Here is a 23,764-nt window from a genome sequence, read left to right as displayed (position 1 = left end):
GAGGGGCCAGTTGCGCCGTCCCGCAATCGCCTGCCGGCAGGAGCCCTCCCGCCACAGGGAATCTGACTTAATCCCGCCTTCAGCGCTGCATCAGGAGATCATGCAGGCGTTTTTGAACGTATTGTGCAGTCATGTTTCGATTGTTGAAGAAGTCGCCAATCACGGCAATCCAGCCCTCAGACATCTGGGTCGGCATGGCCTGGGATTGGGCGCTGACTTCGCCCTTCCTCGCCTTGATCATCTCCAATCCAAGCTTGCCGCAACGATCAAGCCCGGACGGATCGACATCGGTGCGGACGGGCAACGACCCCTTGATCCGGCTGAAGGCAACCTGATTGTCGCGATCGAGCACCATGCGCGCGAAGGCCTGCTGCGCCTCTGCCGTGCCTTCCCGATTGGTCAGCGGAAAGGCAAAGGCATCGATCACCATGAAGTATGCGATGGATGTGCCCGGAACGAGGCTGCAATTGAAATCCTTGTCGACGCTGTAGCCGCGCGCCGCAAGCTCGCCCTTGGCCCAGTCGCCCATGAACTGCATGCCGGCCTTGCCCTGGCCCACGGCCACCGTGGCATCAGCCCATGTCTTGTCCTTTCGCTGTTCGATCGGTTCCACATAATTGGCCAGGCGCGACAGCATATCCAGGGCTTCGATCATCCGCGGGTCCTGCACCAAGTCGGCATCGCCGCTCATGAGACGGGCATAACCTTCCGGGCCGAACTTGTGATAGATGATGTCGTTGAAAATGAGCGACACTTCCCATCGCGCCCCGCCAAGCGCAATCGGCAGACGCCCCGTCGCCTTGATTTTTTCGGCCGCGTCGAAAAGTTCGTCCCAGGTCTGTGGCGTCTTCACACCCGCTTCGGCCAAGGCCGCTGCGCTTGTCCACAGCCAGTTTTCGGCATGGATATTGGTCGGCGCAAAGTAGACTTTCCCCTTGTAGGAGATCCGGTTGAGAACCGTTGCCGGGATGACGTCCTGCCAATGATCCGCCTGCGCGACATCATCTATATCTTGCACGATGCCCATTTCCGGCAGTTCGCGCGATCCCTCGTTTGCATTCCATTGCATCACCGCCGGCGCGTATCCATTGGCAATACGATCACTCACCACGCGCTGGACGGCGACCTTGTTCTCTGCCGGCATGTCCACCCACTGGTTGCCGGCGGCTGCCCAGGCCCGGCGGAAAACATCGAGTGCGGCAGACTCGCTTTTCGACACCCAGAAATGCACGACGTCGACGGCCATGTCCTGCCCCGCCAAAACCTGTGTCGCAGGACCTGCGGCCGCCAGAGCCGCGGCGAGCCATGTGCATATGATTCCCCGTTTCATTCGTTCCCCTCTTTCTTTGATAAACTCTGCCGCACCGTCCCTTGTGCGGCGCCTCTCTCAGGAGACAGTTTCAACCCGCAATTTGCGCGACCGGCCTGATATCCCGCGCAGAACCGCCCGGCGAGCCAATCGGTCGACCGCTACGGCCGCCGGTTCCGGCTTGGCATAGAAATAACCTTGGCCGATCTCGCAGCCGGCGTTCAAAAGGAAATCACGCTGGCTCTCGTCCTCGATGCCTTCCGCGACGCACCGTTTGCCGAGGTTGCGGGCCAGATCGATGATTGCCCTGATGATCTGTTCCGAGCGGATATCCTTGCCGATCTCGGCAACGAAGCTGCGGTCGATCTTCAGCTCATCGAAGGGGAAGTCGCGCAGATGCACAAGCGACGCAAAACCGGTGCCGAAATCATCGAGCGAGACCGACACGCCATGTTTGCGAAAACGGGAAATGGTTTCGATAATCTGATTGGCGCCGCGATTGAGGAAGACGTCTTCCGTGACCTCGATGGAAAAATCGAGCCAGTCGAGGTGGTTTGCTTCGACCGCCGCAGCGATGAGGGCGTAACCGTCGTCGCCGACCAACAGGGCCTCCGGCAGATTGATGGCAATCGACCCCACCCTGAGCCCTGCTGCTTTCCAGGTCCTCAGATCACGCGCGACGATATTGACGATACAGCGCGTCATGCCTTGTATGATATGGCCTTCCATGAGCGGCAGGAAGCGGCCGGGCGGAAGGATGCCGAGCTGAGGATGGCGCCAGCGCACCAGTGCCTCGAAACCGAGATGCTTGCCGGTCTGCAGATTGACCTTCTGCTGGTAGTAGACGACAAACTCGTCGCGATCGGCCGCGACGGCGAGGGCCGCAGCAAGCCGGTTCTGTTCCAGACGTTGGGCAAAGGATGCTTCATCGAAGATGACGGCTGTGTTGCGCTTGGCCTTGGCGGCATAGAGTGCCAGATCGGCGATGCGCATGAGCGTCGCCTCATCTGACGCGTGGCCGGGCACGACCGCGCCGCCGATGCTCGCCGAAACCGGTAGCAACCGGCCCTCGAAATGACATTCCGCTGCAATGGCTGCCACCGCGCGCCCGGCAATTCCTTCCAGCGTTGCCGCATCTGAAATTCCAGGAAGGAGAGCGGCAAACTCGTCGCCACCAAGCCTTGCGACGACGTCGCCGGTGCGGAAGGTCTTCTGCAGCGCACTCGCGACATGGCTCAAAACCGCATCGCCGGCAGGATGGCCAAAGCTGTCGTTGGTGGCCTTGAAGTGGTCGAGATCGACCAGCAGCATGGAAAAACCTGAGCCTGTCCGATCGAGCGAACCGAACAGCCCGTTTAGGGCCTCATTGAACGAAGATCGGTTGCCAAGGCCTGTCAGCGTGTCGGTATGCGCCAGATGCGTCAGTTTGATCTCGAAATCGAGAGTCCGGCGGTGCTCGGTGCGCAGTTTTATCAGCAGCGGTATGAAAAGGATGAGGGTCGCCAGTATCAGCGTGGCTGCGGTGAGGCTGAGGAGCACGGCGCTGATCAGGCGGGTATGATCGATGCTCACATCGCTTCGGTCGTGCGCGCTCTCGATCAGGGCGCTGAACTGACGCATGAGCATGCTGTCGGAGGAAACGGCGAAGTCGATTGGTCCCCAGAAGCTGTAACGCTCCCGCCGATCCAGCAATTTCGCGGACACGACGCGTTCAGCTCTTTCAAGAAAATCCTCCAGCCGCCCGTCGAGTTCCAGCCGCAATTTTTCAGATGCGGCATCCCGCCCGTTCAGCTTTTCGAGAAGATTTGCTTCGACCTCGATATTCAACGCGTTCAACTCTGCGCTCATGGCGCGGATGTCGTTAATCGCTTTCTGAACGTCTTCGACCATTGGCCTGACGATATATTCCGGCATATTCGGATCGGCCGAAGCGCGCATGATCGCTCGCGTCTGATTGGCAAGCTGCTGGAAGCGAATGAACTGGCGCCCGATCAGATAGCTGATGTTCTGCTGCAGGGAATGGCGATCAAGCGCCACCTTGACCGTCAGGAAGGTTGCCCCGATCAGCACCGTCATCACGACGACGGCGACGATGTAGTGTCGCCCGATGGAGCGGATATATTTCGCCACGGAGGAATGGGACTCGCCGGGCGGCATCACCGTGTTTTTCAAATCCGATCCCACCACCATTCGCGCTCCATCAGAAAGATACAAGCCGGCTGAGCAGCCGCCGGCATGCGGACGGTTGCATCACGATCATTTATTTAGAGATCGGCCATCATGGCCCTGTCCGCGCCTCGAGCACTGGCGCCGGAAATAGAAGGGTCACGTCGTGCGCTCCCCGGACCGCTGTCGCGATCGGATTTGCTGTCAACACTGCCAAGGGGAGGCTTTCAGCGAACCAACGCCGGTGCGGCTTTGCTCATCAACAACTGCTACCCGGAATGCTCCGGAGTTTCAGAGCCGGCGCGATCGCGCCATCTGCGCTGCACTTGGAATAGAGGCCGTCATATGCATGCCGATTATTGAACATTCCCACCTCTGATAGACGCGATCGATTGACGACAGCGCGGATTTTTGGCTCGTCCCTGAACCCGTCATCATGGCGGAGAAGTACAAGCAGCACCTCATTCGAATGACTCGAAATTGTGGACCACCTGGTTGAAGAAGCGTAAACACTTTTGTGAAAAGGCAATAAAACCAGTTCCTTGCGAAGAATTCGGTACAAAATCGTCGTGATTTGGCCATGGGATTCGGATTTCGGATAAGGCGCCCACCCTTACTTTTCCGATCGATTGGCTTTGGCTTGTCAGTGTGCCTGGTTTGGACATCGGCAGCGTCGGCTGGGCGATGAAAGCCAAAGGACGCGCAGGTTGGGATCTGCGCGAGAGGCGAGGATGTCCATATTGCGCGGCCCGATCCGTTTCGCGCGTTGAAAGTTGCCGCGGCGCAAGAGAGGGCAGCGATCTCTTAATTTTCTGACCGCAATATTCAGGCCAAGCCGACATGCTCGGTCGCAGCGGCCGATGCCTTTGCGATCGGAAACTTCGGGCCTTCGTTTTCGCCTCAAATGACTTGGGCGGCCTTCTTGGAAGAATTCTCGACTGGATGGATGATGCATTCGGTTGCCCATGGTGAGGAAGATCCATGATGACGTTGTCTCAATCGCTTCGGCAGCCGGCCCTTTTCACGGAAGGGGACGAGCAGAGGCGAGACGGATCGCAGCATCAGGACGCCGCCGTCGACCGGGAAGCCCTTCTCGAAGCGTTGCTCGGCGCATTTCCCCTGCCGGTTTTCTATAAGAACTCCGAGGGGCGCTACGCCGGCTGCAACAAGGCTTTCGAAGACTTGCTTGGCCACAGGCGCGAGGAGATCATCGGGAAAACCGAATTCGATCTCAATCCGGAGCACCCGGCTGAACTCCAGTTCACGTGGGATGAGAGATTTCTCGAAGGGCGCGGAGGCCGAGGCTTCGAGAAGAAGATGACTGCCGCGAGCCAGACGGTGCGGGATGTCGTCGTCAACAAGGCGGTGTTCACCGGGCACAACGGCGATCCGGCCGGGGTGATCGGCGCCATCGTGGACATTACAGAGCACAAGCAGGCGGAGCGGGAGCTCAAGAAAGCGCTTGAATTCGCAGAGGGGATCATCGCCGCCATTCCCGATGTCCTCTTCGAGGTGGACGAGGACGGCCGCTACCTTCAGGTCTGGACAAGAAACCCAGAACTTCTGGCTCAGCAGAAGGAGATGCTGCTCGGCAAGACGGTCAACGAGGTTCTCGCGCCTGACCAGGCGGCCATCGCGATGGAGGCTCTCGCGGCTGCCGGCAAAGAGGGCGTTGCCTATGGCCGATGCATTCGGATCTCCTTGCCAAACGGCGAGACCCGATGGTTCGAACTCTCCGTCGCCAAACGGCCGAGCGCCGATCCGACGATCACCACGCTCCTCGCACTTTCGCGTGACATTACCGAGCGAAAACAGGCGGAGGAAGCCGTCAATTCCATGCGGACGCAGCTGCTCAGCGTGCTTCAGACCATTCCTGATATGGTCTGGGTGAAGGATATGGGCGGCGTCTATCTGTTGTGCAACCACGCGTTCGAACGACTGACAGGTAAGGCGGAGTCCGAGATTGTCGGCAAATCGGATCTCGAACTGTTTGGTGCTGAAAGGGCTCAGGTCTTTCTGGAGTCGGACAAAGCGGCGATCCAGGCCGGAGGTACTCTGGCCTCCGAGGAATGGGTCATCTCCCAGGAAAACGGTCAATCCGTTCTTCTTGAGACACGCAAGGTTCCGGTGCTGGGCGCGGGAGGAGACGTCGTCGGGGTTCTCGGTGTGTCGCGGGATGTGACTGAGTTGAATGTCTCGCGCCAAAAAATCCACCAGATGGCCTTCTACGATCCTCTGACCTCGCTGCCGAACCGATCGCTGTTCAGCGATCGACTGCGGCAGATGATCACCGCTGCCGTATCGCGTGGCCAACGCGCCGGCGTGATGCTGATCGACATCGATCATTTCAAGGCGGTCAATGATACGATGGGACATCCCGTCGGCGATCAATTGCTCTGCCAGGCCGCCGCGCGGCTGAACGAAAGCGTTCGCGACTATGACACCGTTGCGCGCCTCGGCGGCGATGAATTCGCGATCCTGTTGCCGGATATCCGGCAAGGTGACGATCTCGGCCGGATGGCCAACACGATCCTTGAAAAGTTCAAGGAACGTTTCCTGCTGGACGGCCAGGAGCTGTTTATTTCTTGCAGCGTCGGCATCGCGCTCTATCCCGATGACAGCGCTGACGCCAACGACCTCGTGAAATACGCCGACTCGGCGATGTATCTCGCCAAACGCTCGGGGCGAAACAGTTTTCGCTTCTACTCGAAGGACCTGACGGCGAGCGCCGAAGAGCGCATGCGGCTGGAATCGGAATTGCGCCGCGCGATCGAGCGCGGAGAGTTGGAATTGCACTACCAGCCCAAGGTGCTTTTGGACAGCGGCGCCATGGTCGGCTGCGAGGCCTTGTTAAGATGGCGTCACCCCGAAATGGGCATGATCCCTCCCTCGAGCTTCATTCCGGTTGCCGAAGAGACAGGGCTGATCGTGGAGCTCGGACGATGGGTGCTGCGCGAGGCTTGCCAGACAGCGGCCGAATTCAACGCCGATAGCCGGTCATCGCACAAGGTGGCGATCAACCTGTCGGTCAAACAGTTCCAGTCCGCCGGACTGGTAAGGTCGATCGCCGAGATTCTCGAAGAGACCGGCTGCCGCGCGGAATGGGTTGAAATCGAAATAACGGAAAGCCTGCTGCTGGATCAGAAAGACGAAACGCTGCAGATGCTTTCTGAACTTCGAAACATGGGATTTTCGATCGCCATCGATGATTTCGGCACCGGCTATTCGGCGCTGAACTATCTCGCGCGCTTTCCGATCGACACGCTGAAGATCGACCGGTCTTTCATCAACAGCGCGGATAAACGCAACGAGGAACTTGTGAAGGCAATCCTGTCCATCGCCCGTTGTCTCGGACAGAATGTGGTGGCGGAAGGCGTCGAGACCGCCGAGCAGGCAGCCTTCCTGGTGGCAAATGGATGCGGTTCGGCGCAAGGCTTCCTTTACAGCAAAGCTCTGCCCAAGACGGAAATCATCGCTCTGTGGCTGCGCTCCCTGGCCAACGGCTGCTCCCCACGCGAGGAGCGGCCTTGCATTTGAATTCCATCACGCAGGGAACATCGTCGAACTGAGTGCAACGTGGCGATCACCCGTCTCCAGGCGACGCCGCCCTGACGCGGGTAAACATCCATGTTGCCGTCAGCTATCGGCTTCCAGCCCCGCCTGAAAGCCTCGCCTGGAACGCCGCCGTCAGCCATCTCGCAGCAGGCCCCGGCGGGTTTGCAACATTGCGGACCGCATGGATGGGAAGCTCGCCCTGGTCGAAGGCAGGAAACCGGAGGCGGACGAGGCGGCCTGCAGCGAGATCGTCCTTGACCACGGATGCGGGAAGGCCGCCCCATCCCAATCCGCCGAGGATGAACAGATGTTTCGTCGCGTTGTCGCTGACCCGCCAGGTCTTGAGAGAGAATACATTGAAATCCCGGCCCTTCGCCGTTCCCGAAGCATCGAAGACCACCAGCTGGGTTTCGTCTCGCACGTCGGCAAGTGTCAGCAGCCGGCGCAGCGTGGCAAGAAGATGATCCGGGGCTGCGACGGGGACCATCGCCGTCTGGCCGATCCGCTCGAAAACGATCTGATCGTTTTTGACTGCCATAGTGCCGCCAAAGCCGACGACGGCCCTGCCATGAATTACCTCGTCCATGACGATCACAGGTGTCCCCGCCGTTACTTTCAAGGAGACGGTGGGATAGTGGTTGCGGAAGGCACGCAGCACCTCGACGACGACGTCCGAGGGGACAATGGAGCTCATCGCAACGTTGAGCTCTGCCTCCAGACCGTCGCTCAAGGCCTGCACGCGAGCCCGCATCAGATCGAGATCGCCAAGCAAGCGGCGAGCATCCTCGACGACGGATCTGCCGGCATCCGTCAGCTCCGGTCGTCTGGTGCCGGAACGGCTGAAAAGCGCCACCCGCAGCTGCGCCTCCAGGTTGGCGATCGTATAGCTGACGACCGATTGCGTTCGGTTAAGGGCGCGGGATGCAGCGGAGAAGCTGCCTTTCTCCACCACGGTCAGGAACACCTGGAGCTGATCCAAAGTCGGGTGGGGCTGCATATCTCATCGATCCTATCGATAACTTTTCTCGAAAGTTTAGCGGTTTTCGCGATGAGCTTCCAGCTTTATCTATCCCGCGCGACGCACCGCATTTTGCTCCAGAGGTTCGCATGCCCAACACCACGACTGTCTTGCCTGCACCTGCCGGAAAATGGCTCCAGATTGGGCTGTGGGCCGCGCAGGTGCTGATCTTTGCCGCCTTCACCCTGTTCGGCTGCATGAAATTTTTCATGCCGGTCGATCAATTGGCGGCGATGTGGGTATGGCCCGGCGACGTTCCCGTGTGGTTTTTGCGTCTGATGGGTATTATCGATTTTGCGGGCGGAGTGGGCGTGCTGCTGCCTGCGTTGACCCGTATCCAGCCTCGCCTGACGGTGCTGGCGGCGCTCGGCTGCGCGCTGCTGCAAATCGCCGCGATGATCTTTCATCTCTCCCGCGGCGAAGCCCCCGCCGTGCCGCTCAATGTCATCCTGCTTGCTCTTTCGGCGTTTATCCTGTGGGGCCGCGGCAGGCGGGCGCCGATCGCGCCACGCCGATGAGGATGGCGGCCGAGCGGGGAGCCCCCTCGGCTCTCAGCAAACGCAGACATTCATCATTGGCCAGAGGTAACCGGGAGTGCCGGACGTAAGTTGGAACACCTTCGACCATCTGTCGTTTGCCGGGGCGGATCTGCAGGAATTCTCAACGTCGCTTTCCCGTTTGCACAGCGGAATCCAAGTGAGATCGGAAAGTCAGCGGAATACGAAATATCAGGTCAATATGGTTCGCACGCGGGGGATCTCGGTCATCGCGAGCCGCTATGACGGCGATTTCTCGATCCACTTTCCCGCATCGATCGACACAGCCATGGTTCTCATTCCGCTGACCGGGAGCGCGATGGTCGCGGTAGCCGACCGTAATTTGCCGTCCATCCAAAACAAGGGCGTCTTCGTCGATCGGCTGTCGGACAATCAGCTGCGCATTGCGGGCCCCAGAACGCATCTTTGCCTTAGGCTGCCCCACTTCGAACTGACCCGGCGTATCGAAGCCCGGTTGAATGCCTCGTTGAGGGAGCGTCTCCAATTCGCAACCGAGATCGATCTGTCGCAAGGGCCTGGATTGGACCTGGCACGGCTCGCTATGGCCATCCATCACGGCCTGGCGGGTGAAACCCTCCATAAATCGCCTGCGGCGCTTGGTCATGTCCTGGGAGCAATGCTCGAGCTTCTCATCGACGCCCTACCGCACAACTATTCCCAGGAGTTGTCCCGCGACAGGGAGGCTCCTGTTCCATGGCACGTCAAGCGCGCGATCCACTACATGCATGGCAATATTTCCCGGGCGATGACTCTCAAGGAAATTGCTGAAGCATGCGGCGTCAGTGCCCGGACCCTGCAGGATGGCTTTCGAAAATTTCGCATGACGACGCCGATGGCCTATCTGGAGCATATGCGTCTTGATGTCGTTCGCCAGGAACTTTCATCGGCCGATCCCGAGCAATCGGTGAGAGTCATTGCGCAAAAATGGGGCTTTGCCCATGTTGGCCGGTTCTCAGGCCAATATCGAAAGCGCTTCGGCGAACTGCCATCGCAAACCCTTCGCAGGATTGTCGAAATTCCAGCCGATGTCGGGACGGCGGATTCAGGCCGCTCCCGACCAAGGGCGCTTGCCAAAGGATAAAGGAGCCGGCCTTCTCCTTTTGATCTGGCTTGCCGCTGTCCTCGATATGCAGTGGTAGAATTTGCAATCTATAAATGTGAAAAAATCACAACCTATGATATTTATAAAATCTTTGGTTGCGGTATCCGATTGTCGCATCTCTGTCCGTTTGACGCAGCAAAGCCGGCAAGCGCGCCGCTGTGCGCGCTAAAGTAAGAGTTTGTTAAGGCTGACACGGCGTTTACTAGCCATACGAACAGGCGCAACTCACTGAAATGAATAGCGAAGATGTTCCGGTTGATCGGCGAATGAAGCATGCCGGATCCTCGAGCCGTCGGACTTGGAGACATGAGAGTTTCCGATCCTCCCAGATTGTCAAGAATAGCGAATGCTCATGGCTGAAATCATCCCATTTCCAAACCCGGCCCCCAACACCTCGATCGAGATTCACGACCTCAACGTCGCAGGCGTATCGTCCGGAGATCCGGATATGGACCAAATGCTCCAGGCGCGTGCCCGGATCCAAAAGGTTCTGGATGAACTCGACAGATTAAGCGGAGCGCTGCAAACCGGTTCTGCATCGACAGGCGCCGCAGGGTAACCGCCCTTTCACTCGGACGATTTCTCGGCAAGACGGAGCGGGATGCAACGCGGCATTCTCGCCGCAACCCTGATGCTCGATATCGAGAAGATATACGGGCTGCTGCCTCACGTTAAGCGCTGAACCACCTCGACCAAGGTGCAGCTCTACAGGCTGCCTGACATCATGGCGTCTTGTGACGAAGGGCAGCGATCACACGATCTGCCATGAAAGCGCACCGCGCGCCATCGAACGGAAACAGCGCCGAGAATGCACCGGAGAGCTGGTTTTCGATCGACTGCCGCATCAGCTTTCGCGCCCGGTGCAGCCGGGTCTTGGCCGTTTCCGGTCTTATGCCAAGGTAAGATGCGGCCTCGTCCGTGCCCATGCCTTCGACATCCCGTAGCACGAATATAGCGCAAAAATCATCCGGCAGTTCGTCGACAGCATTTTCGAGGAGATGTCGCGCCTGGCTCCTGGCGAGTTCGGTTTCCGGATCAGTCGCCGACAGGGAGGACGGAAACTGCAATACGTCGCCGCCCCATCTCGTCTGCATGTCGATTTCCTCAAGTCCGGTGGTGTTCTTTTGCCGCCGCACGCGCGCCAGCGCCTCGTTGAGGGCAATGCGGGTCAGCCATGTCGAAAACTGTGCATCGCCCCGGAACGCGGCCAGATTGCTGAACGCCTTGATATAGGCGGCCTGGACGACGTCTTCGGCCTCCGCATCATTGCGGATGATGGCGCGCGCCGTCCGGAACAGGCGCCGATTGTGACGCTGAATGATGGCGCGGATGGCAGGTTCGTCGCCCATTCTTGCCAGGGGTACGAGCTCGGCGTCGGACAGTGTCGATACCTCCTGCCGGTGTCGCTCGGCCGGAACCGGAATGGCTGTCATGGAAATTCTCCCCTGCTTACCGTCCTTCGATCGGAGCCCGGCCCTAAAGCCTTTTGTTTCTGCATGCCGGTATCCCGGAACCGCTGCACACTTCCGGGCGACATTCATTAGGGCCGAACATCCAGTTTGCCCGCCATGGCGGGATGAAAACGACAATAGAAATCAACGGCTCCCGCCTGGCTGAGCGTCATGCGGCCTTCCGATTTTGGCGGCAGGTCGAGATCGAAGCTTTTGTCGCGTGCGGTTGCCGTGTGCCGGAATATATCATCGTTTCGCCAGACGATCACATCGCCGACATGCAGCTCGGCAGATGGCGAGCCGAATTTCATGCCGGCGATGGTGACCTGATATTCCGCCGCCGAGGCGACGCCGTTGCCTGCCCAAAGCAGCGCAGACAGCAGCGGGAGCCGCAGCGATTTGACCAGCGAGCCCATCGCCATGTCTACTTGATCATCGAAGCCAGATGCTCGGCATGTATCTGGTGCTCCTTGAACAGGATCAGGCCCGTTTCCAGCAGTGACTTGAGCTCCTTATTCTCAGCCGACGGGATCAGGATCTTGGCAAGCGCTGAGTTGACCGACTTGTGATAAGCGACTTCGTTTTCGACATAAGCCTTGTCGAATGCCGCGCCGTCGAGCGCCTCCAGCGTTTTCAGTTCCTTCGCTGCCTGTGTCGACAATGATTGGCTGACGGCGTTGTCTTCGGGCGTCACGTTCAGCTTCTTGACGAGAGCGAGCGCCTGGTCGTTGACGGCCTTGTGGTCGCGCTCCATGGTCTTGGCGAATTCGATGACTTCGGCGTTCTTGCTTTTCTTCAGCGCCTGCTCCGCGGCGGTGACATCGATCTGCCCAGCCGTATAGGCGATGTGGGCGATCTGAGGATCGGTGGGCTTGGAGTCTGCGGCGATCGAAGCCGTGCTTATGGATGCCGCCATGGGGCGGCGCCGAGAATTTCTTTCAACATGGTCTGTCTCCCTTGTGTCGATATGACGATGCCTCCCGGCAGCAGCGGTGTGCGCCTTTGAAGCGGACATTGGATGCAGGTCCGTCGAAAAGGTTCCCGGAAATTTCGGAGACGAAGAAACGGCTTGTTGCCGGTGTCAGTCCTTGCCGATGAAACGCTGGAGGACGATCGCGTGATTGTGGCGCAGATCTTTCGCAGCGTAGAGAAGTGTCGCGTCCGATTGCCGGATCTGGCGTTTCAATTCTTCGACGGCCGATGAATTTTCTTCCAGTTCGTCCCGGTAGCGGCGCTGGAACTCCGTCCATTTGGCGGGGTCATGGCCAAACCATCGGCGCAGCGCCGGGCTTGGCGCGATATCCTTCAACCAGATATCGACTGCCGCATCCTGCTTGCTCAATCCGCGCGGCCATAACCTGTCGACCAGGATGCGGGTGCCATCACTGTCTTCCTTCGGCTCGTAGATTCGTTTGATGCGCAAAGCCATTTGCTCATTCGCCATGAGTCGACGCCAACTTCGACCGAAAAGACGGGCGAAGGATTTGGTTCCACCGAGGGGCTGATGGTTGCCAATTAGTCACACATGCCTACCTCTGGACTGTCATAATTGATTTTTCGCGTGCAACTGGTATTGCTCGGTCGCATGCCGCTGATATTTTCCGATTCTCTCAATATTGCCAAAAGGATACTTGATGCGAAAGTTGGCGCCGCTCGTCCTTGTCGCAGTTCTCAGTGCCTGCGCCCGGCCATCGGATGGCCCAACCGCCGGTGGTTTTTATAATGCCACTGCCCCTCAAAGTAATGAGCGGATCCCGGTGGTCAGGCTCTCTGAAGCGCCGATGGGTCCGGTTGCGGTCACCCCGCTGGCCTATGCGGCCACGGATCCCGGGCTCAGCCTTATGCGCTCGGGCGGATTTGCCGATACGAAGCTGAGGCGCGGCGACGTCATCGAGGTGACGATCCTCGATCCCGGCGAAGATGGACTTTTCTCCTCGACCCAGAGCAAGACCCTCAATCTCGGCCGGTTCACCGTCGATTCGACGGGGAATGTGACGCTTCCCTTCATCGGCAAGCAGCGGGTGGTGGATTCCTCGCCGGAAGCCCTGCAGACCCGCATCGTCACCGGCCTCAAGGGCTCGGCGGTCAATCCGCAGGCCGTCGTCACCGTTGTCGACAGGCCCTCCAGCGGTTTCACCGTCAATGGTGATGTACGCTCCGCCGGCCGTTTCCCGCTCAGCGCACGCAAGGAGCGCGTGCTCGATGCGGTCGCTCTTGCCGGCGGTGCATCGTCGGCGCCAGGATCGGCGACCGTCACGCTGATGCGCGGCAAGCAGCGCGCCACCGTGCCGCTCCAGCGCGTCATCGATGACAGCAAACAGAATGTCTACCTGCTGCCTGATGATCAGATCTATGTCGACAAGGACTCGCCGACCTTCACCGCTTTCGGCGCCTTCAAGAGTGTCGGCGAGTTCGAATTCGAACCGGGCAAGCTGACGTTGGCCCAGGCGCTCGGGCGCGCCGGCGGCCTGCTCGACGATCGTGCCGATGCAAGCAATTTCTATGTGCTGCGCAACCAGCCGGTCTATACGCAGGTTGCAGCCGCAAATGGCAAGAATGCCGCGCCGCCTGTCGTGCGCACCAAGCCGGTGATTTACCGGGTCAATCTGAAGGACGTTTCCAATCTGGCGTTGATGCAGCGATTCCAGATGATGGATGGCGATATCATCTACGCCAGCAACGCCAGCCTGGTGGATTTTGCCAAGCTCTTCAACGTCTACCAGAAGAGCGTGCCGACGGCCGCAGCGCCGATCCCCGGATCGAGCGGCAACTAAGCGCCGACTGGACGTTTCGCGAGGCCGCCGAGCAGATGCAAGGCGGCCTTCGCATTCTCGGGCCTGTCTTCAGGATTGTGCTGTGACAGGCAGATCGCCAACGCCTCTAAAGCCTGAAGCTCTTCGCCTTCCTCGCCGCAATGATGCAGGAGCAGGGACAGCAGAAGTCCAGCGGCATAGAGATCGGATCGGCCGTCGAGCGATTCACCGGCCATTTGTTCCGGAGACACGAAATCCGGTTGGCCGGCGAAGGCGAGATCGAGTTGCCCGTGCCGGCACCCGACCTCGATCGCGATGCCGAAATCGGCGATCTTCAATTGGGAGAGGTCGCCATCGGCAACGAGAAGATTGAGCGGCGACAGGTCGCAATGCACGGTGCCGGCGGCATGGATGGCGTCCAGCCCGGACAGCGCCGAAATCATGATCGAGATGACCTCATCCGGAGATAACGGTTGTTCCTGCAAGCGATCCGCAAGCCGTCTCCCGAGCCATTCCATCACCAGGGCCGGGCGTCCGTCGGCGAGGCGCAGAACCGCTTGTGTTCCAGCGATATGAGGGTGACGGAGCGTTATGCCGATCTCGGCTTCACGCAGCATGAGCTTCCTCAGCACGGGGTCATCGGCGTGCTCGGGCCGCGGCATCTTGATGGCATGAAGCGTTCCGAGATCACGATGGCGGGCACGATAGATTTGGGTCAGCGCGCCGTCATGGACCAGCGCCTCGAGCGCGAAGCTGTTGGCGATGACCCCGGGATCGGTATCGCTGAGGCGGGCCTCGCCTCGATCGAGCGCATCCCGGACCCGGTCGACCAGCATCTGCCGGGTCTCGAGCGGATACCGACTGTCCGCCCTGGCATTCAAGGCCTGCCAGAGATGGGAGAAACGTCGCGCGATCTCCTCGAAATCCGCGTCCGGAGGTTCACGGCTCATCGGTCTTCACATCGATCACGATGGCGCTGAGATTGTCACGGCAATTGGCGATCAGCCCCTCGTGGACGAGGATGTCGGCCGCCTTTTCGATCTTTGCGGAAAGCAGGATTTCGGCGATGCCGCGTTCAGGGATCGCATTCGGCAGCGGCGCGCTGCAGAGCAGCAGCCGGTCGCCGGCCTGCAGTCCGCCGAAACGGACTTCGGGGATGAGATGTCCCCGCATGCCGATGGCGCGCGAGAGCGTGCGCCGCAGGCCGATCTCAACATGGTCGCGGGTGAGGCAGCGCATCATGCCGTCCCGTAAGAGATAGCAGCGGGCATCGCCGACCCAGAGCAAGGCGCAGCTGTCCCCAAGCGTGGCCAGCACGACGATGCTGGCGGCCGACGGCTCGCGATCGGAGGAATGATAGGCCGATTGAAGCAGGCCGTGGGCACGGCCGAGCTTGCCCTTGACCTCCTGCACCAGCGCTTCGATCGTCTGCTGCTTCGCCGTTTCGGCCAGCACGTGAACGGCGATCTTGCCGACTTCGGCCGCGGTGTTGCCGTCACCCACGCCATCGGCGACGGCAAAGAGCGAGGGCGTTTCCGAAACGAGCAGCGCATCGGCGTTGACGGCAAGCCTTGTTCCGGCATGCGTGGCATGGCTGTGCCGGAGCACCAGAGGAGGATGCGGTTCGACGACAACAGGACGCGGTGTCGCGACTGTTTCTGGCTGCGGCGCCGTTGAAACCACACTGGCACTCTCGCGCAGCAGCTTTGCGAAGTGAGCAGGTTCCGGGGCACCAGTGACGCCAAATCCCTTGGCCCGCCGCTCCTCGGGGTCGATCCGCCACCAGATCGTGCCGCGGCTGGACGCTCTGTCCTGCAGCGTCTCGTTTTCCGCGAGATCGGCCGGCCGCAAGCTCCTCAGCCGCTTCAGGCTTGCGGTGAAATGGTTGATCTCGAAATCCCGCTTGGCCGAGCTTTCGGCGATCGCCTCGGCCGCCGTAAACCACGTATCGTCCAGATAGAGTTGGCGCGGATGCTCGGAAAAGCCGTGAAGCTGTGCCGCGATAACAAGCGGAAAGCTGCGCCCGACGCGGTCGAGACTGGGAAGCAGGACGCCGGCGACGGTTGCCGGTCCCCAGAGGCCACGCTCGATGATGAAACGCCATGCCGGCATGAGGCGAAACCGGCGTTCCCAATCCTCGCCGAGGTCCTGCTGCGCTGCCTGCAATCCCGATTGCAGCCAGGCGTCAAGTGCTGTTTGCAGGCCGCGGCCGAGCCCCATCGAGACGAAATCGCCGTGGCTCGGCAGCTTGCCGAAGAAGCCGATCCTGTCGGTTTCGCTCGGGCTTCGGTCCAGGGCGGCGCGCTCGTTCATATCAGACCGGTCAGAATTGTGCCGGGCATGAGAAGGCGCCGAGCGCCTCCAGCCGGAATGGATTGAGCACCGAACCGAACTGCACGTCGAATTCCGCCGCTTGGCCGTCCTGCTGGAATTTCGCCCGGAAGAGGTCGTCGCCCTGTATGGCGATGTCGGCATCGTCGAACAGCCGGAAGGGCGACCAATCGCCATTTTCCGTCAAGGCCTGCTGCCAGCCACCCGGCTGGAAGGCGAGGCGGGACGCATTGCTTGCTTCCGTCGACGGCCAAGTGATCGATTTCGATTGGATCGGGCCGTGGAAATAGACCACGCGTTCGCCTTCGATCTCCAGCATCACGGCGCTGGCCGCCTCGGTCAGTGATACCGGCTTGACGTTGATCGTAATCGACGGGTTGTCGCTACCGGCCGGGAAGAAGGCGCGGTTGATCTTGTCGGCATTTTCGAACTGGGCGATCGCCGTGCTTGGAATGCTCGCTGCGCCGAAGGTGCCCTTCCAGCCCCATGGCGACGCGCTGGTGTCGACGAAGGCTTCGAGCTTTTCCTTGAAGAAGGTCTTGAACAGTCCCTCCGGCCCGAAAAGCCTGATGAAGTCGCTCATCGCCACGTCGCGCGGGGATTTCCGGTCGAAGGGATAACGGCCGGTGATGACGTTCGAGCAGAAGCCTGCGCCTTCGGCCGCCCATGCGTCGCTGATGCGTGAGCGGGCGGATTTGACCGCCAGCGATCCGACATCCGCAGCCAGCCCGGCCATCCAGCTGTCGACCGGCGCCGGCAGCTTGCGGGCCTGCTGCAGCAGGTCCTGATTGGCGTCTGTCAGCTGACTGTCGACGTCGAAGACTTTCGCGACTTCGGCGGTGGAGGTCGTGGCGCGCGAGAGCTGCTCCTGCACTCTCTGCAGGATCGGCTCGAGCTGCCCGATTTCCGATCGCGGCGCATCCTTCGGCTGCTCGGCAGGCGGCGACTGGCCGGCAGGCGCCTTCAGCGCTTCGCGCAGACGGCCGAACGGGTCGGGTGCATTCGCCGCGCTGGCAAGCGCGGTGGTCGACGCGGGCAGGCTGTCGCTGGCGGCCGAGGCGATTTCCGCGCCGGGTCCACGCAGATCGGTGGTGGCGACGATCGATTTGGTGATCGTCTCGACCGGACCGGGTTTTCCCGCCAGGATGCGGGTGGTTTCTGCCGCATCGCCGATCGTCTGGGAAGGTTTTACCCTGATATCGGCCAGGATCGTCGACCAGCGCTGCTCGAACGTGTCGAAGTAAAGCTGAAGCGTCGCCTGGGCGACCGTATCGACGGTGACGCCGGCAGGATTGGGATCGCCGCGGACCCATTGCTCATCGAGCGCCTCGCGCGCGGCGTCGGTAATCCCGGTGAGAACGACGGTGCGGTAGCCGGTCGCGGAGAAAAGGCCGGGAATGCCTTCGCTGAGCGGCGCCTTGGAGGTTCTCTCGAAAGCCTGTTCACCGAGCGGCCCGAGCGCGCCTGCCGGGCTCCAGGCGGGAAGGGCGCGGGACTCGCGATATTCCGCCAGGATGTCATAGGCGCGGCTGGCGATATTCTGCGAGCGGATGATGTCGCGCGCCTTGGCGATCAGCGTCTTGTCGAGCTCGATCGGCGGCAGTGCGCCCCGCGCCATCACATTTGCATGGGCGATCAACGCCTTCCGGGCCGCGACCCTGCCTTCGTCGGGGTAGAGTTTCGTGAACATGTCCTCCGCCTCAAGCGATGCGAAGTCCGCATTCATGGGGCCGAGCCCGCTGAGCATGCCGTAGAGCTTCAATGCGTCGAAGGTTCGCGTGACGTCGGTGGTTTCGGCCATGTCCTTCTGGAGCTGCACCAGCATGCGCGGCAGGAGCAGCGCGTTCAGCGCCCGCTGATAGGCCTCGCGCTGGCGGCTGGCGACCTTGCCTTTCTGGTCGAGGCCGAGGCTGACCGGCCAGACGCGGGTCTTCGAAAAGTCGGTGGTGACGGCGGCGAGATTGTCGAGCGCCGGCAGGATACGCAGGAAATCCGCATCCGAAACGTCGCGAACCGGCACGCCGCGCGCCAGTTGCTCATAGGCGTCTATGCGCCTTTCGGCGGCGGCGAGCGCGGTGGTGTTCTGGATATAGGTGGCCGTCCAGCTTGTCAGCACGACGGCCAGCAACAGAACCGCGCTCGCATAGGCGGCGCGGCGGAAGAGGAGCTGCCGGCCGGAAAGCCGCTTGTCGCGGGCGACCAGCGAGGCTTCGCCGAAGATCACGTCCTTGAAGAGGCGCGGGAGGAAATAGCTGCGTCGCATGCGGGGAACGGCGACCGTCTCATCCCTCTGGGTGCCGGAGGCGAAATAGATGCCGCGCAAGAGCGGCGCCTCCACCAGTTTCGAACCCGAGCAAAGCTCGGTGACGACCTCGTGCAGACGCTCCTTCAAAGAGGTGAGTTCAGCCGGAAAGCGGAAGATGCGGCCGCGCAGTTCCGGATTGGGTTCCTGCTGCAGGCGTTCGATCAGCATGGCGTCGACGCGCTGCTGTAGCAGGGCGAATTCCTCCATGAAGCGTTCCGGCAGGTTTGCCGCCTTGTAGCTTTCGTCGAGGCCGAAGGTCGTGCCCCAGACCTGTTCGCGGTCGCTTTTGTTGAAACCGTCGAAGAATTCCACGAAGCCGGTCAGGAGATCGGCCTTGGTCAAAAGCAGATAGACCGGCACGCGGGCATGCAGGAGTTCGTCGAGCTCGGAAAGCCGCTGGCGGATCGCCCTGACCTCCTCGCGCTGTGCCTCCGGATCGCGCGTCAGGAGATCGCCGATCGACAGCGTCACCAGCGCGCCGTTGATCGGCTGCGAACGCCGGTATTTGCGTAGCAGGCCGAGAAATCCTTCCCAGCCGGCCTTGGCGGCGCCATTCAGATCGTCCTGCGTCGTATAGCGGCCAGCCGTGTCGATGAGGATGGCCTCGTCGGTGAACCACCAATTGCAGTTGCGCGTGCCGCCGATCCCCTGCACCGAATTGCTGCCGAGCGCATCGCCGAGGGGGAATTTGAGGCCGGAATTGGTGAGCGCCGTCGTCTTGCCGGAACCCGGCGCGCCGAAGATGACGTACCATGGCAGCTCGTAGATATAGCCGAAACGCTTCTTGGTGATGCGGCGCAGCAGCTGCAGCGCTTCCTTGAGCCGATTGTGGATCTCACCCACCTCGGCTTGCTGGCTGGCCGCCGCTTCGGCTTCCGCGTCCCGCTCTATGCCTTCGACGAGCTTTTTGTCGCGGCGGCGGTCGCGGATGGTGGTGAAGACGAGATAAGCAAACCAGGCGGCGATGATGATGCCGATCAGCGTCAGCCGCGCACTGGCGCTCGCCAGCGGCTTGAAATCGCCATAGGCGGCGAGATAGCCGTAGAACCAGATGACGACGCAGATTGCCGCCACCCAGATGATCGAGATGAAGCGCCGGCCGAGGAGGCCGGCATAGGCCTCCACATAGGAGCGCAGCGTATAGAAATAACTGAGCGGGTTCATCGCGAACCACCTCCTGCAGCAGGCGCCGTCGGGTCATCCGGCATGTCGGCCTGGCGCGGTGTCGTCATACCCGCATCGCTCAGCCGCTCGCTCGGATCGGTCAGCACCAGGATCTCAGTGCGACGGTTCATCTCCCGGCCCTCCGGCGTATCGTTGCCGGCGATCGGATCGGTGTCGGCACGCCCCTCGGTCAGGATCGCGCCCGGCCCGGTGAACGAACTGAGGATTTCGCCCACCGCCTTGGCGCGGGCTTCGGAAAGGTGCCAGTTGGAGGGGAACTGGACGGTGCGGATCGGCACATTGTCCGTGTAGCCCACCACCACGGCGCGGAAATTCTCTGCGGCCAGCGCGCCGCCGATCCGCTGGAGAAGATCGTGGAATTTCTGGCTGACCTCCGCGCTGCCGGTGGCAAACAGGCCGGAATTGCTGATTCGGACCAACAGCCTGCCATTCGAATCCGAAAGCGTGACCAGTTTCTTCTCGACCTCCGGCTGAAGGAAGGCGAGCAGATTGTCGAGCCGGCTCGGCGGTTTCACTTGTGGCGGCGGCGGGGGTGGCGGCGGGGTTTCGGCGACGACAACAGGCGGCGGCTGCCGGGGCGGTTCGGGCACCTTGACCAGCACGCTCGGCATATCACGCGGCGGCAGCTTGGCGAGCCGCTCGAAGGTTCCGTCGGAGGCGCGATTGAGCGAGAGCGTGAAGAACAGATAGCCGAACGCCAGGATCAGGGTCAGAAGCGAAAGCAGCGTCCAGATCGCGGCCGCGGTGCGCAGCGGCTGATGCCGGGCCGAAACACCCTTCCAATGGGGAGACAGCTCCCGTTCGAACACGCCGTACTGGCCGAGCAACGTCTTGTAGAGACTGTCGCGGATGCGGCCGAGCTCCAGCCCGCCGCGCGCCGAGACGCGGGTGCGGCCCTCGAAGGCAAGCGACAGGCAGAGATAGATGAGCAGCAGCAGGTCCTTGTTGGCGCCGGGGCTCTGCTGGAAATGATCGAGCAGGTCGAATACCCGTTCGCCGCCGGTCACGTCCATATGGAAGGTGGAAACGAGACCCGAGCGGGCCCAGCCGGCGCGAACGCCCCAGGCCTTGCTGAGCACGACATCGTCGACCGTCGCGCAGACGACGTAGTGGGCGGCGCGCGCGCGTTCGGGGCTGATGCGGGCGCTCGCCAGATCGCGCTCGTAGCGGCCGACGGCTTCGATCGCCAGCTGGCGCAAAGCGTCGATCTCGGGCTGTTCTTCCGTGTAGCGCAGGGCATGGGCGAGGTTGAGCAGCGGTGCGGCCGAGCGTACCAGCGTCGGCACGTCGTCGGCGCCGAAGCGAAAATCCCGGACGAGGGTTTCGATGGACGCGGCGCTCTTCGGAGGTGATCCCACCGGCGGCTTTCCTGCCTCACTTTCGGGAAAGTCGAGGACGTCATCCAGCATCTCCGCCATCTTGCGGGCGGATTGCTTTTTCCGAGTGCCATCCTCGGTGAGTTCGACGATGGTCGGCAGGTTCTGCCAGGTGGAGGCGGGTTCGGTCTTCATTCTCTGAGGGCCCACAATTCTATTTCAAGCCCGGGGAAATCGCCGGCAAGATGCACGGCGATGGCGCCCGAAGTGTCGAGTTGTTTCCAAAGCGGGTTTTTGGTGTCGAGTTCGAAATAGATGGTGCCGGAGCGATAGGGGAGCTGGCGCGGCAGCACCGGCAGCGGCCGCACGGGAATGCCCGGCAGCGCCACGTTGACGAGGTCGGCGATGCGCTCGACCGGGCCGACCTTGATCTGCGCCGGCAGCTTGCGGCGCACGTCCTCGGCCGGCATCTCGGCCCGGACCGCCAGCACGAATCCGGCATCTCTGAGCAGCGAACGGTCGTTGATCGTGCCGATCCTGACACCATGCCGGCGTTCGGCCAGCTCGATTGCCACGGCCGCCTGTTCGAGCACGGAGGACAGCGAAGCGCGCAGATCGTCGAAGACGGCGGCGAAGGTCGCCTTCAGGTCGTCGTGCCGGTAGGGCGGGAAGTCGCTGGCGCGTTTGCGGTCTGTCGTGAAGGTGGCGAGCTCGCCGGCAAGCTGGATGCAGTTTTCGTAGAAGACGATGGGGTGGATCCGTGTCGCATTCGCCGAAATATGTTTCAGCATCGGGTCGGCGCGGTTGAGGATCTGCAAGAGCAGGTAGTCGCCGACCTCCGCCGTTCCTCGAATGGTGGGGTCGCCGATCCGTTCGGCGATCGCCTCCGCGCGGTGGCGCACGATGCCGAGCAGTTCGGTGATCAATTCGTTCAGCCGTCCCGCGGCCGTGCAGTTGAGACTCGGCACGATATAGTCCGGATCGAGGATCACGGCCCGGTCGGAGCGCACCTCGATGATGCGGGCAAGTCCGATGAGCTCGTAACCGGCAAGCTCGTCGCCGGTCCGGAGATAACGCAGGCTGAGGCGGCCGACATCGATCGGCGCCATGAAGTCGGTCTCGACATTGGCATCGGGCGCTTCGTAGGGCGAGGCGACGAGACGGACGCTGTTGCGTGCGGCGCCACCGTTCAGCGCCACGTCGGCCTTGCCCGGCTGGCGGGCGGGAAGCGCCAGATAGACGATCGTATTCTTGGTGTTCTCGTCGAGATCGAGCGGCGGCGGCAGATCGGTATCGATGGGGGCTTCGAACGGCGTTCCGTCGGGCAAGACGCCGCGCAGGTTCGACAGCGCGAATTGGCCGATCGCCAATGCGCCGCGGTCGATGCCGATCTCGGCCACACCCCAGGGGTAGGGCGACAGGCCGTGCGTCGCGGTGCGCACGAGCCGCTCCGTCCAGCGGTCCGCCTGCTGAAAATGCTGCACGCGAAGGAACATGCCTTCGCTCCAGGCCACCCGGTTCTCATTCCTCATGATGTGTGTCTTTTCCTTCCTGCCTGTCTTGCGGACGAGGCGCTGCCTGCGTGTCGTCCACCGCGCCTGATATCGCGTCGCGGAACACGTCATGGATCGAGCGGCTCTCGCCGTCCTTTTCGAATAGTGCCCGGTAAGCCTGCCAATAGGCCTGGTCCCGGCGCCAGGGCAGGCGCCAGGCGCCGGTCTCGACCCGCGCCTCGATGATGCGCGGCTCCAGCCGGCCTGCCGCCTGAACGAGAGCCTCGAGCGCGGAATTGAGTTTGAGCTGCTGCCCGAGCATGGTCTCGAAGCGGGCAAGGAGCGCTTCCTCTCTGCCGCCGGCCAAGAAATCCTGCTCGCCGTCGGAGGATGGCGCGTTGATCTCGAAAACCGCATAACTATTCTCGATGGCTTGCTCGAGCCGGACAAGCAGCGGCTCCAGACGATCGGCGAAGGCGTCGGGCCGGCCGATCGCCAGCGCCGGAAATTCCTCGGGCTCCGGTTCGGGCCGCGGATCGTTGTCGTTGATGATCCCGATCACCGGCGCCGGCCGGCGCTGGGCGATCGGCACGGAGACATGGGTGGCGGCCCCATGTTCCAGGTGGCTGCCGTATTCGGTCTCCTCCACATTCCAGTCTTCCGGCAGAAGCTGGGTGGCTGACCGGATCTCCGGAGGGCCGCTCCAGCCGATCTCGACACTGCGGGATGAGGCCGCTCCGATTTTCCCGGCCTTTTCGGGAAGACCCCAATCATCGACCGCACGCTCGCCAAGGACGCCGTTTGCGGTATGGCCGCCCGGAGCGATATCGGCCAGGATTGCGGAGATGGTCAGCGGTTCGTCGCTCAGCACGAGGGCGGCATCGGGATCCTCGATCTCGCGGTCCTTGTCGCCTGATATGTGGACGGAAAAGGCAAGCCCGCCCATCTCCAGCCGCGACCTGTCGGAAAGCCGCACGATCTGGCCTTCATGCACGGCGATGCCGTTGACCCGGGAGCCGTTTGCGCTCTGGTCACGCAGCAGGAAGCCTTCGCGGTCGCGCTCGATGATGCAATGGAGCTTGGAGATGGAGCGCCGATCCTCCGGCAGCCGCCAATCGCAATCGGGCGCCCGGCCGAGCGTTCGCCGGCCGCGTTCGAAGAACCATTTCGGCTGGCCTGGCGCCATCGCGTCGCTGGTGATCTCTTTCAGTTCAAGCCGCATC

At 61.5% G+C, this 23,764-nt stretch carries 18 protein-coding genes; 5 read left to right on the top strand and 13 right to left on the bottom strand.

Features of this window, described 5'->3' with window-relative positions:
* Positions 1-79 precede the first annotated feature (79 nt).
* The gene (locus tag FHT75_RS26430) at positions 80-1,330 is read right to left on the bottom strand and encodes an ABC transporter substrate-binding protein (RefSeq protein ID WP_063474115.1); all 1,251 of its coding nucleotides are present in this window, start codon (positions 1,328-1,330) and stop codon (positions 80-82) included.
* 57 nt (positions 1,331-1,387) lie between these two features.
* Positions 1,388-3,499 carry a putative bifunctional diguanylate cyclase/phosphodiesterase gene (locus FHT75_RS26425; RefSeq protein WP_063474116.1) on the bottom strand — a complete coding sequence of 704 codons (2,112 nt, stop codon included), beginning with the start codon at positions 3,497-3,499 and terminating at the stop codon, positions 1,388-1,390.
* 957 nt (positions 3,500-4,456) lie between these two features.
* Here FHT75_RS26425 and FHT75_RS26420 point away from each other — a divergent pair.
* Positions 4,457-7,012 (top strand): EAL domain-containing protein, encoded by a 2,556-nt coding sequence (locus tag FHT75_RS26420; protein ID WP_063474117.1) that lies wholly within the window; start codon positions 4,457-4,459, stop codon positions 7,010-7,012.
* Between the two features lie 103 nt (positions 7,013-7,115).
* Here the strand turns inward: FHT75_RS26420 and FHT75_RS26415 are convergent, their stop codons facing one another.
* Positions 7,116-8,027, bottom strand: coding sequence for a LysR family transcriptional regulator (locus tag FHT75_RS26415; RefSeq protein WP_063474118.1), 912 nt, complete (start codon positions 8,025-8,027; stop codon positions 7,116-7,118).
* Positions 8,028-8,137: 110 nt separating this feature from the next.
* Here FHT75_RS26415 and FHT75_RS26410 point away from each other — a divergent pair, with 110 nt between their 5' ends.
* The 3 genes from FHT75_RS26410 (at position 8,138) to FHT75_RS26400 (ending at position 10,266) form a co-directional block, all read left to right on the top strand.
* Entirely contained in the window at positions 8,138-8,566 is a 429-nt protein-coding gene (locus FHT75_RS26410; RefSeq protein WP_063474119.1) for a DoxX family protein, read from the top strand.
* A gap of 76 nt (positions 8,567-8,642) precedes the next feature.
* Complete coding sequence (locus tag FHT75_RS26405; protein WP_082849675.1) at positions 8,643-9,686, top strand: AraC family transcriptional regulator; 1,044 nt, start codon at positions 8,643-8,645, stop codon at positions 9,684-9,686.
* A gap of 373 nt (positions 9,687-10,059) precedes the next feature.
* Positions 10,060-10,266, top strand: a complete 207-nt coding sequence (locus tag FHT75_RS26400; RefSeq protein WP_244604813.1) for a hypothetical protein — start codon at positions 10,060-10,062, stop codon at positions 10,264-10,266.
* 163 nt (positions 10,267-10,429) lie between these two features.
* On the opposite strand, the gene FHT75_RS26395 is transcribed toward FHT75_RS26400, so the two are convergent.
* From FHT75_RS26395 to FHT75_RS26380, 4 genes are all read right to left on the bottom strand, one after another.
* Complete coding sequence (locus tag FHT75_RS26395; RefSeq protein WP_097595375.1) at positions 10,430-11,140, bottom strand: RNA polymerase sigma factor; 711 nt, start codon at positions 11,138-11,140, stop codon at positions 10,430-10,432.
* A gap of 107 nt (positions 11,141-11,247) precedes the next feature.
* A complete protein-coding gene (locus tag FHT75_RS26390; protein WP_063474184.1) occupies positions 11,248-11,574 on the bottom strand; it encodes a cupredoxin family copper-binding protein in 327 nt (108 codons plus the stop codon).
* 8 nt (positions 11,575-11,582) lie between these two features.
* On the bottom strand, positions 11,583-12,074 hold the full coding sequence (locus tag FHT75_RS26385; RefSeq protein ID WP_063474123.1) for a DUF4142 domain-containing protein: 492 nt from the start codon (positions 12,072-12,074) through the stop codon (positions 11,583-11,585).
* A 165-nt stretch (positions 12,075-12,239) separates the two neighbouring features.
* The gene (locus FHT75_RS26380) at positions 12,240-12,587 is read right to left on the bottom strand and encodes a DUF488 domain-containing protein (RefSeq protein ID WP_063474124.1); all 348 of its coding nucleotides are present in this window, start codon (positions 12,585-12,587) and stop codon (positions 12,240-12,242) included.
* A gap of 205 nt (positions 12,588-12,792) precedes the next feature.
* Between FHT75_RS26380 and FHT75_RS26375 the strand changes: the two genes are divergently transcribed.
* Positions 12,793-13,932: a polysaccharide biosynthesis/export family protein gene (locus FHT75_RS26375; RefSeq protein ID WP_063474125.1), complete on the top strand. Its 1,140-nt coding sequence runs from the start codon at positions 12,793-12,795 to the stop codon at positions 13,930-13,932.
* Here FHT75_RS26375 and FHT75_RS26370 read toward each other — a convergent pair.
* The 6 genes from FHT75_RS26370 to FHT75_RS26345 are packed head-to-tail and all read right to left on the bottom strand — an operon-like array spanning position 13,929 to position 23,763.
* Positions 13,929-14,861, bottom strand: a complete 933-nt coding sequence (locus FHT75_RS26370; protein ID WP_063474126.1) for a serine/threonine-protein kinase — start codon at positions 14,859-14,861, stop codon at positions 13,929-13,931. The genes FHT75_RS26375 and FHT75_RS26370 overlap by 4 nt on opposite strands.
* Positions 14,851-16,224, bottom strand: a complete 1,374-nt coding sequence (gene tagF / locus FHT75_RS26365; protein WP_063474127.1) for a type VI secretion system-associated protein TagF — start codon at positions 16,222-16,224, stop codon at positions 14,851-14,853. The genes FHT75_RS26370 and tagF overlap by 11 nt, the downstream gene beginning before the upstream one ends.
* Positions 16,225-16,234: 10 nt before the next feature.
* A complete protein-coding gene (tssM, locus tag FHT75_RS26360) occupies positions 16,235-19,711 on the bottom strand; it encodes a type VI secretion system membrane subunit TssM (RefSeq protein ID WP_097595374.1) in 3,477 nt (1,158 codons plus the stop codon).
* Positions 19,708-21,243, bottom strand: coding sequence for a type VI secretion system protein TssL, long form (gene tssL, locus FHT75_RS26355; RefSeq protein WP_063474129.1), 1,536 nt, complete (start codon positions 21,241-21,243; stop codon positions 19,708-19,710). Before tssL ends, tssM begins: the two co-directional genes overlap by 4 nt.
* Positions 21,240-22,580 (bottom strand): type VI secretion system baseplate subunit TssK, encoded by a 1,341-nt coding sequence (tssK, locus tag FHT75_RS26350; protein ID WP_047616899.1) that lies wholly within the window; start codon positions 22,578-22,580, stop codon positions 21,240-21,242. The genes tssL and tssK overlap by 4 nt, the downstream gene beginning before the upstream one ends.
* Positions 22,570-23,763, bottom strand: coding sequence for a type VI secretion system-associated FHA domain protein (locus FHT75_RS26345; RefSeq protein ID WP_063474130.1), 1,194 nt, complete (start codon positions 23,761-23,763; stop codon positions 22,570-22,572). Before FHT75_RS26345 ends, tssK begins: the two co-directional genes overlap by 11 nt.
* Between the last annotated feature and the right edge of the window lies 1 nt (position 23,764).

This window comes from Rhizobium sp. BK112 (genome assembly GCF_014193215.1).
Taxonomy (GTDB): domain Bacteria; phylum Pseudomonadota; class Alphaproteobacteria; order Rhizobiales; family Rhizobiaceae; genus Rhizobium; species Rhizobium anhuiense.
Note: the sequence above shows the minus strand (reverse complement) of the source record. Positions and strands in the feature narration are given on the sequence as shown.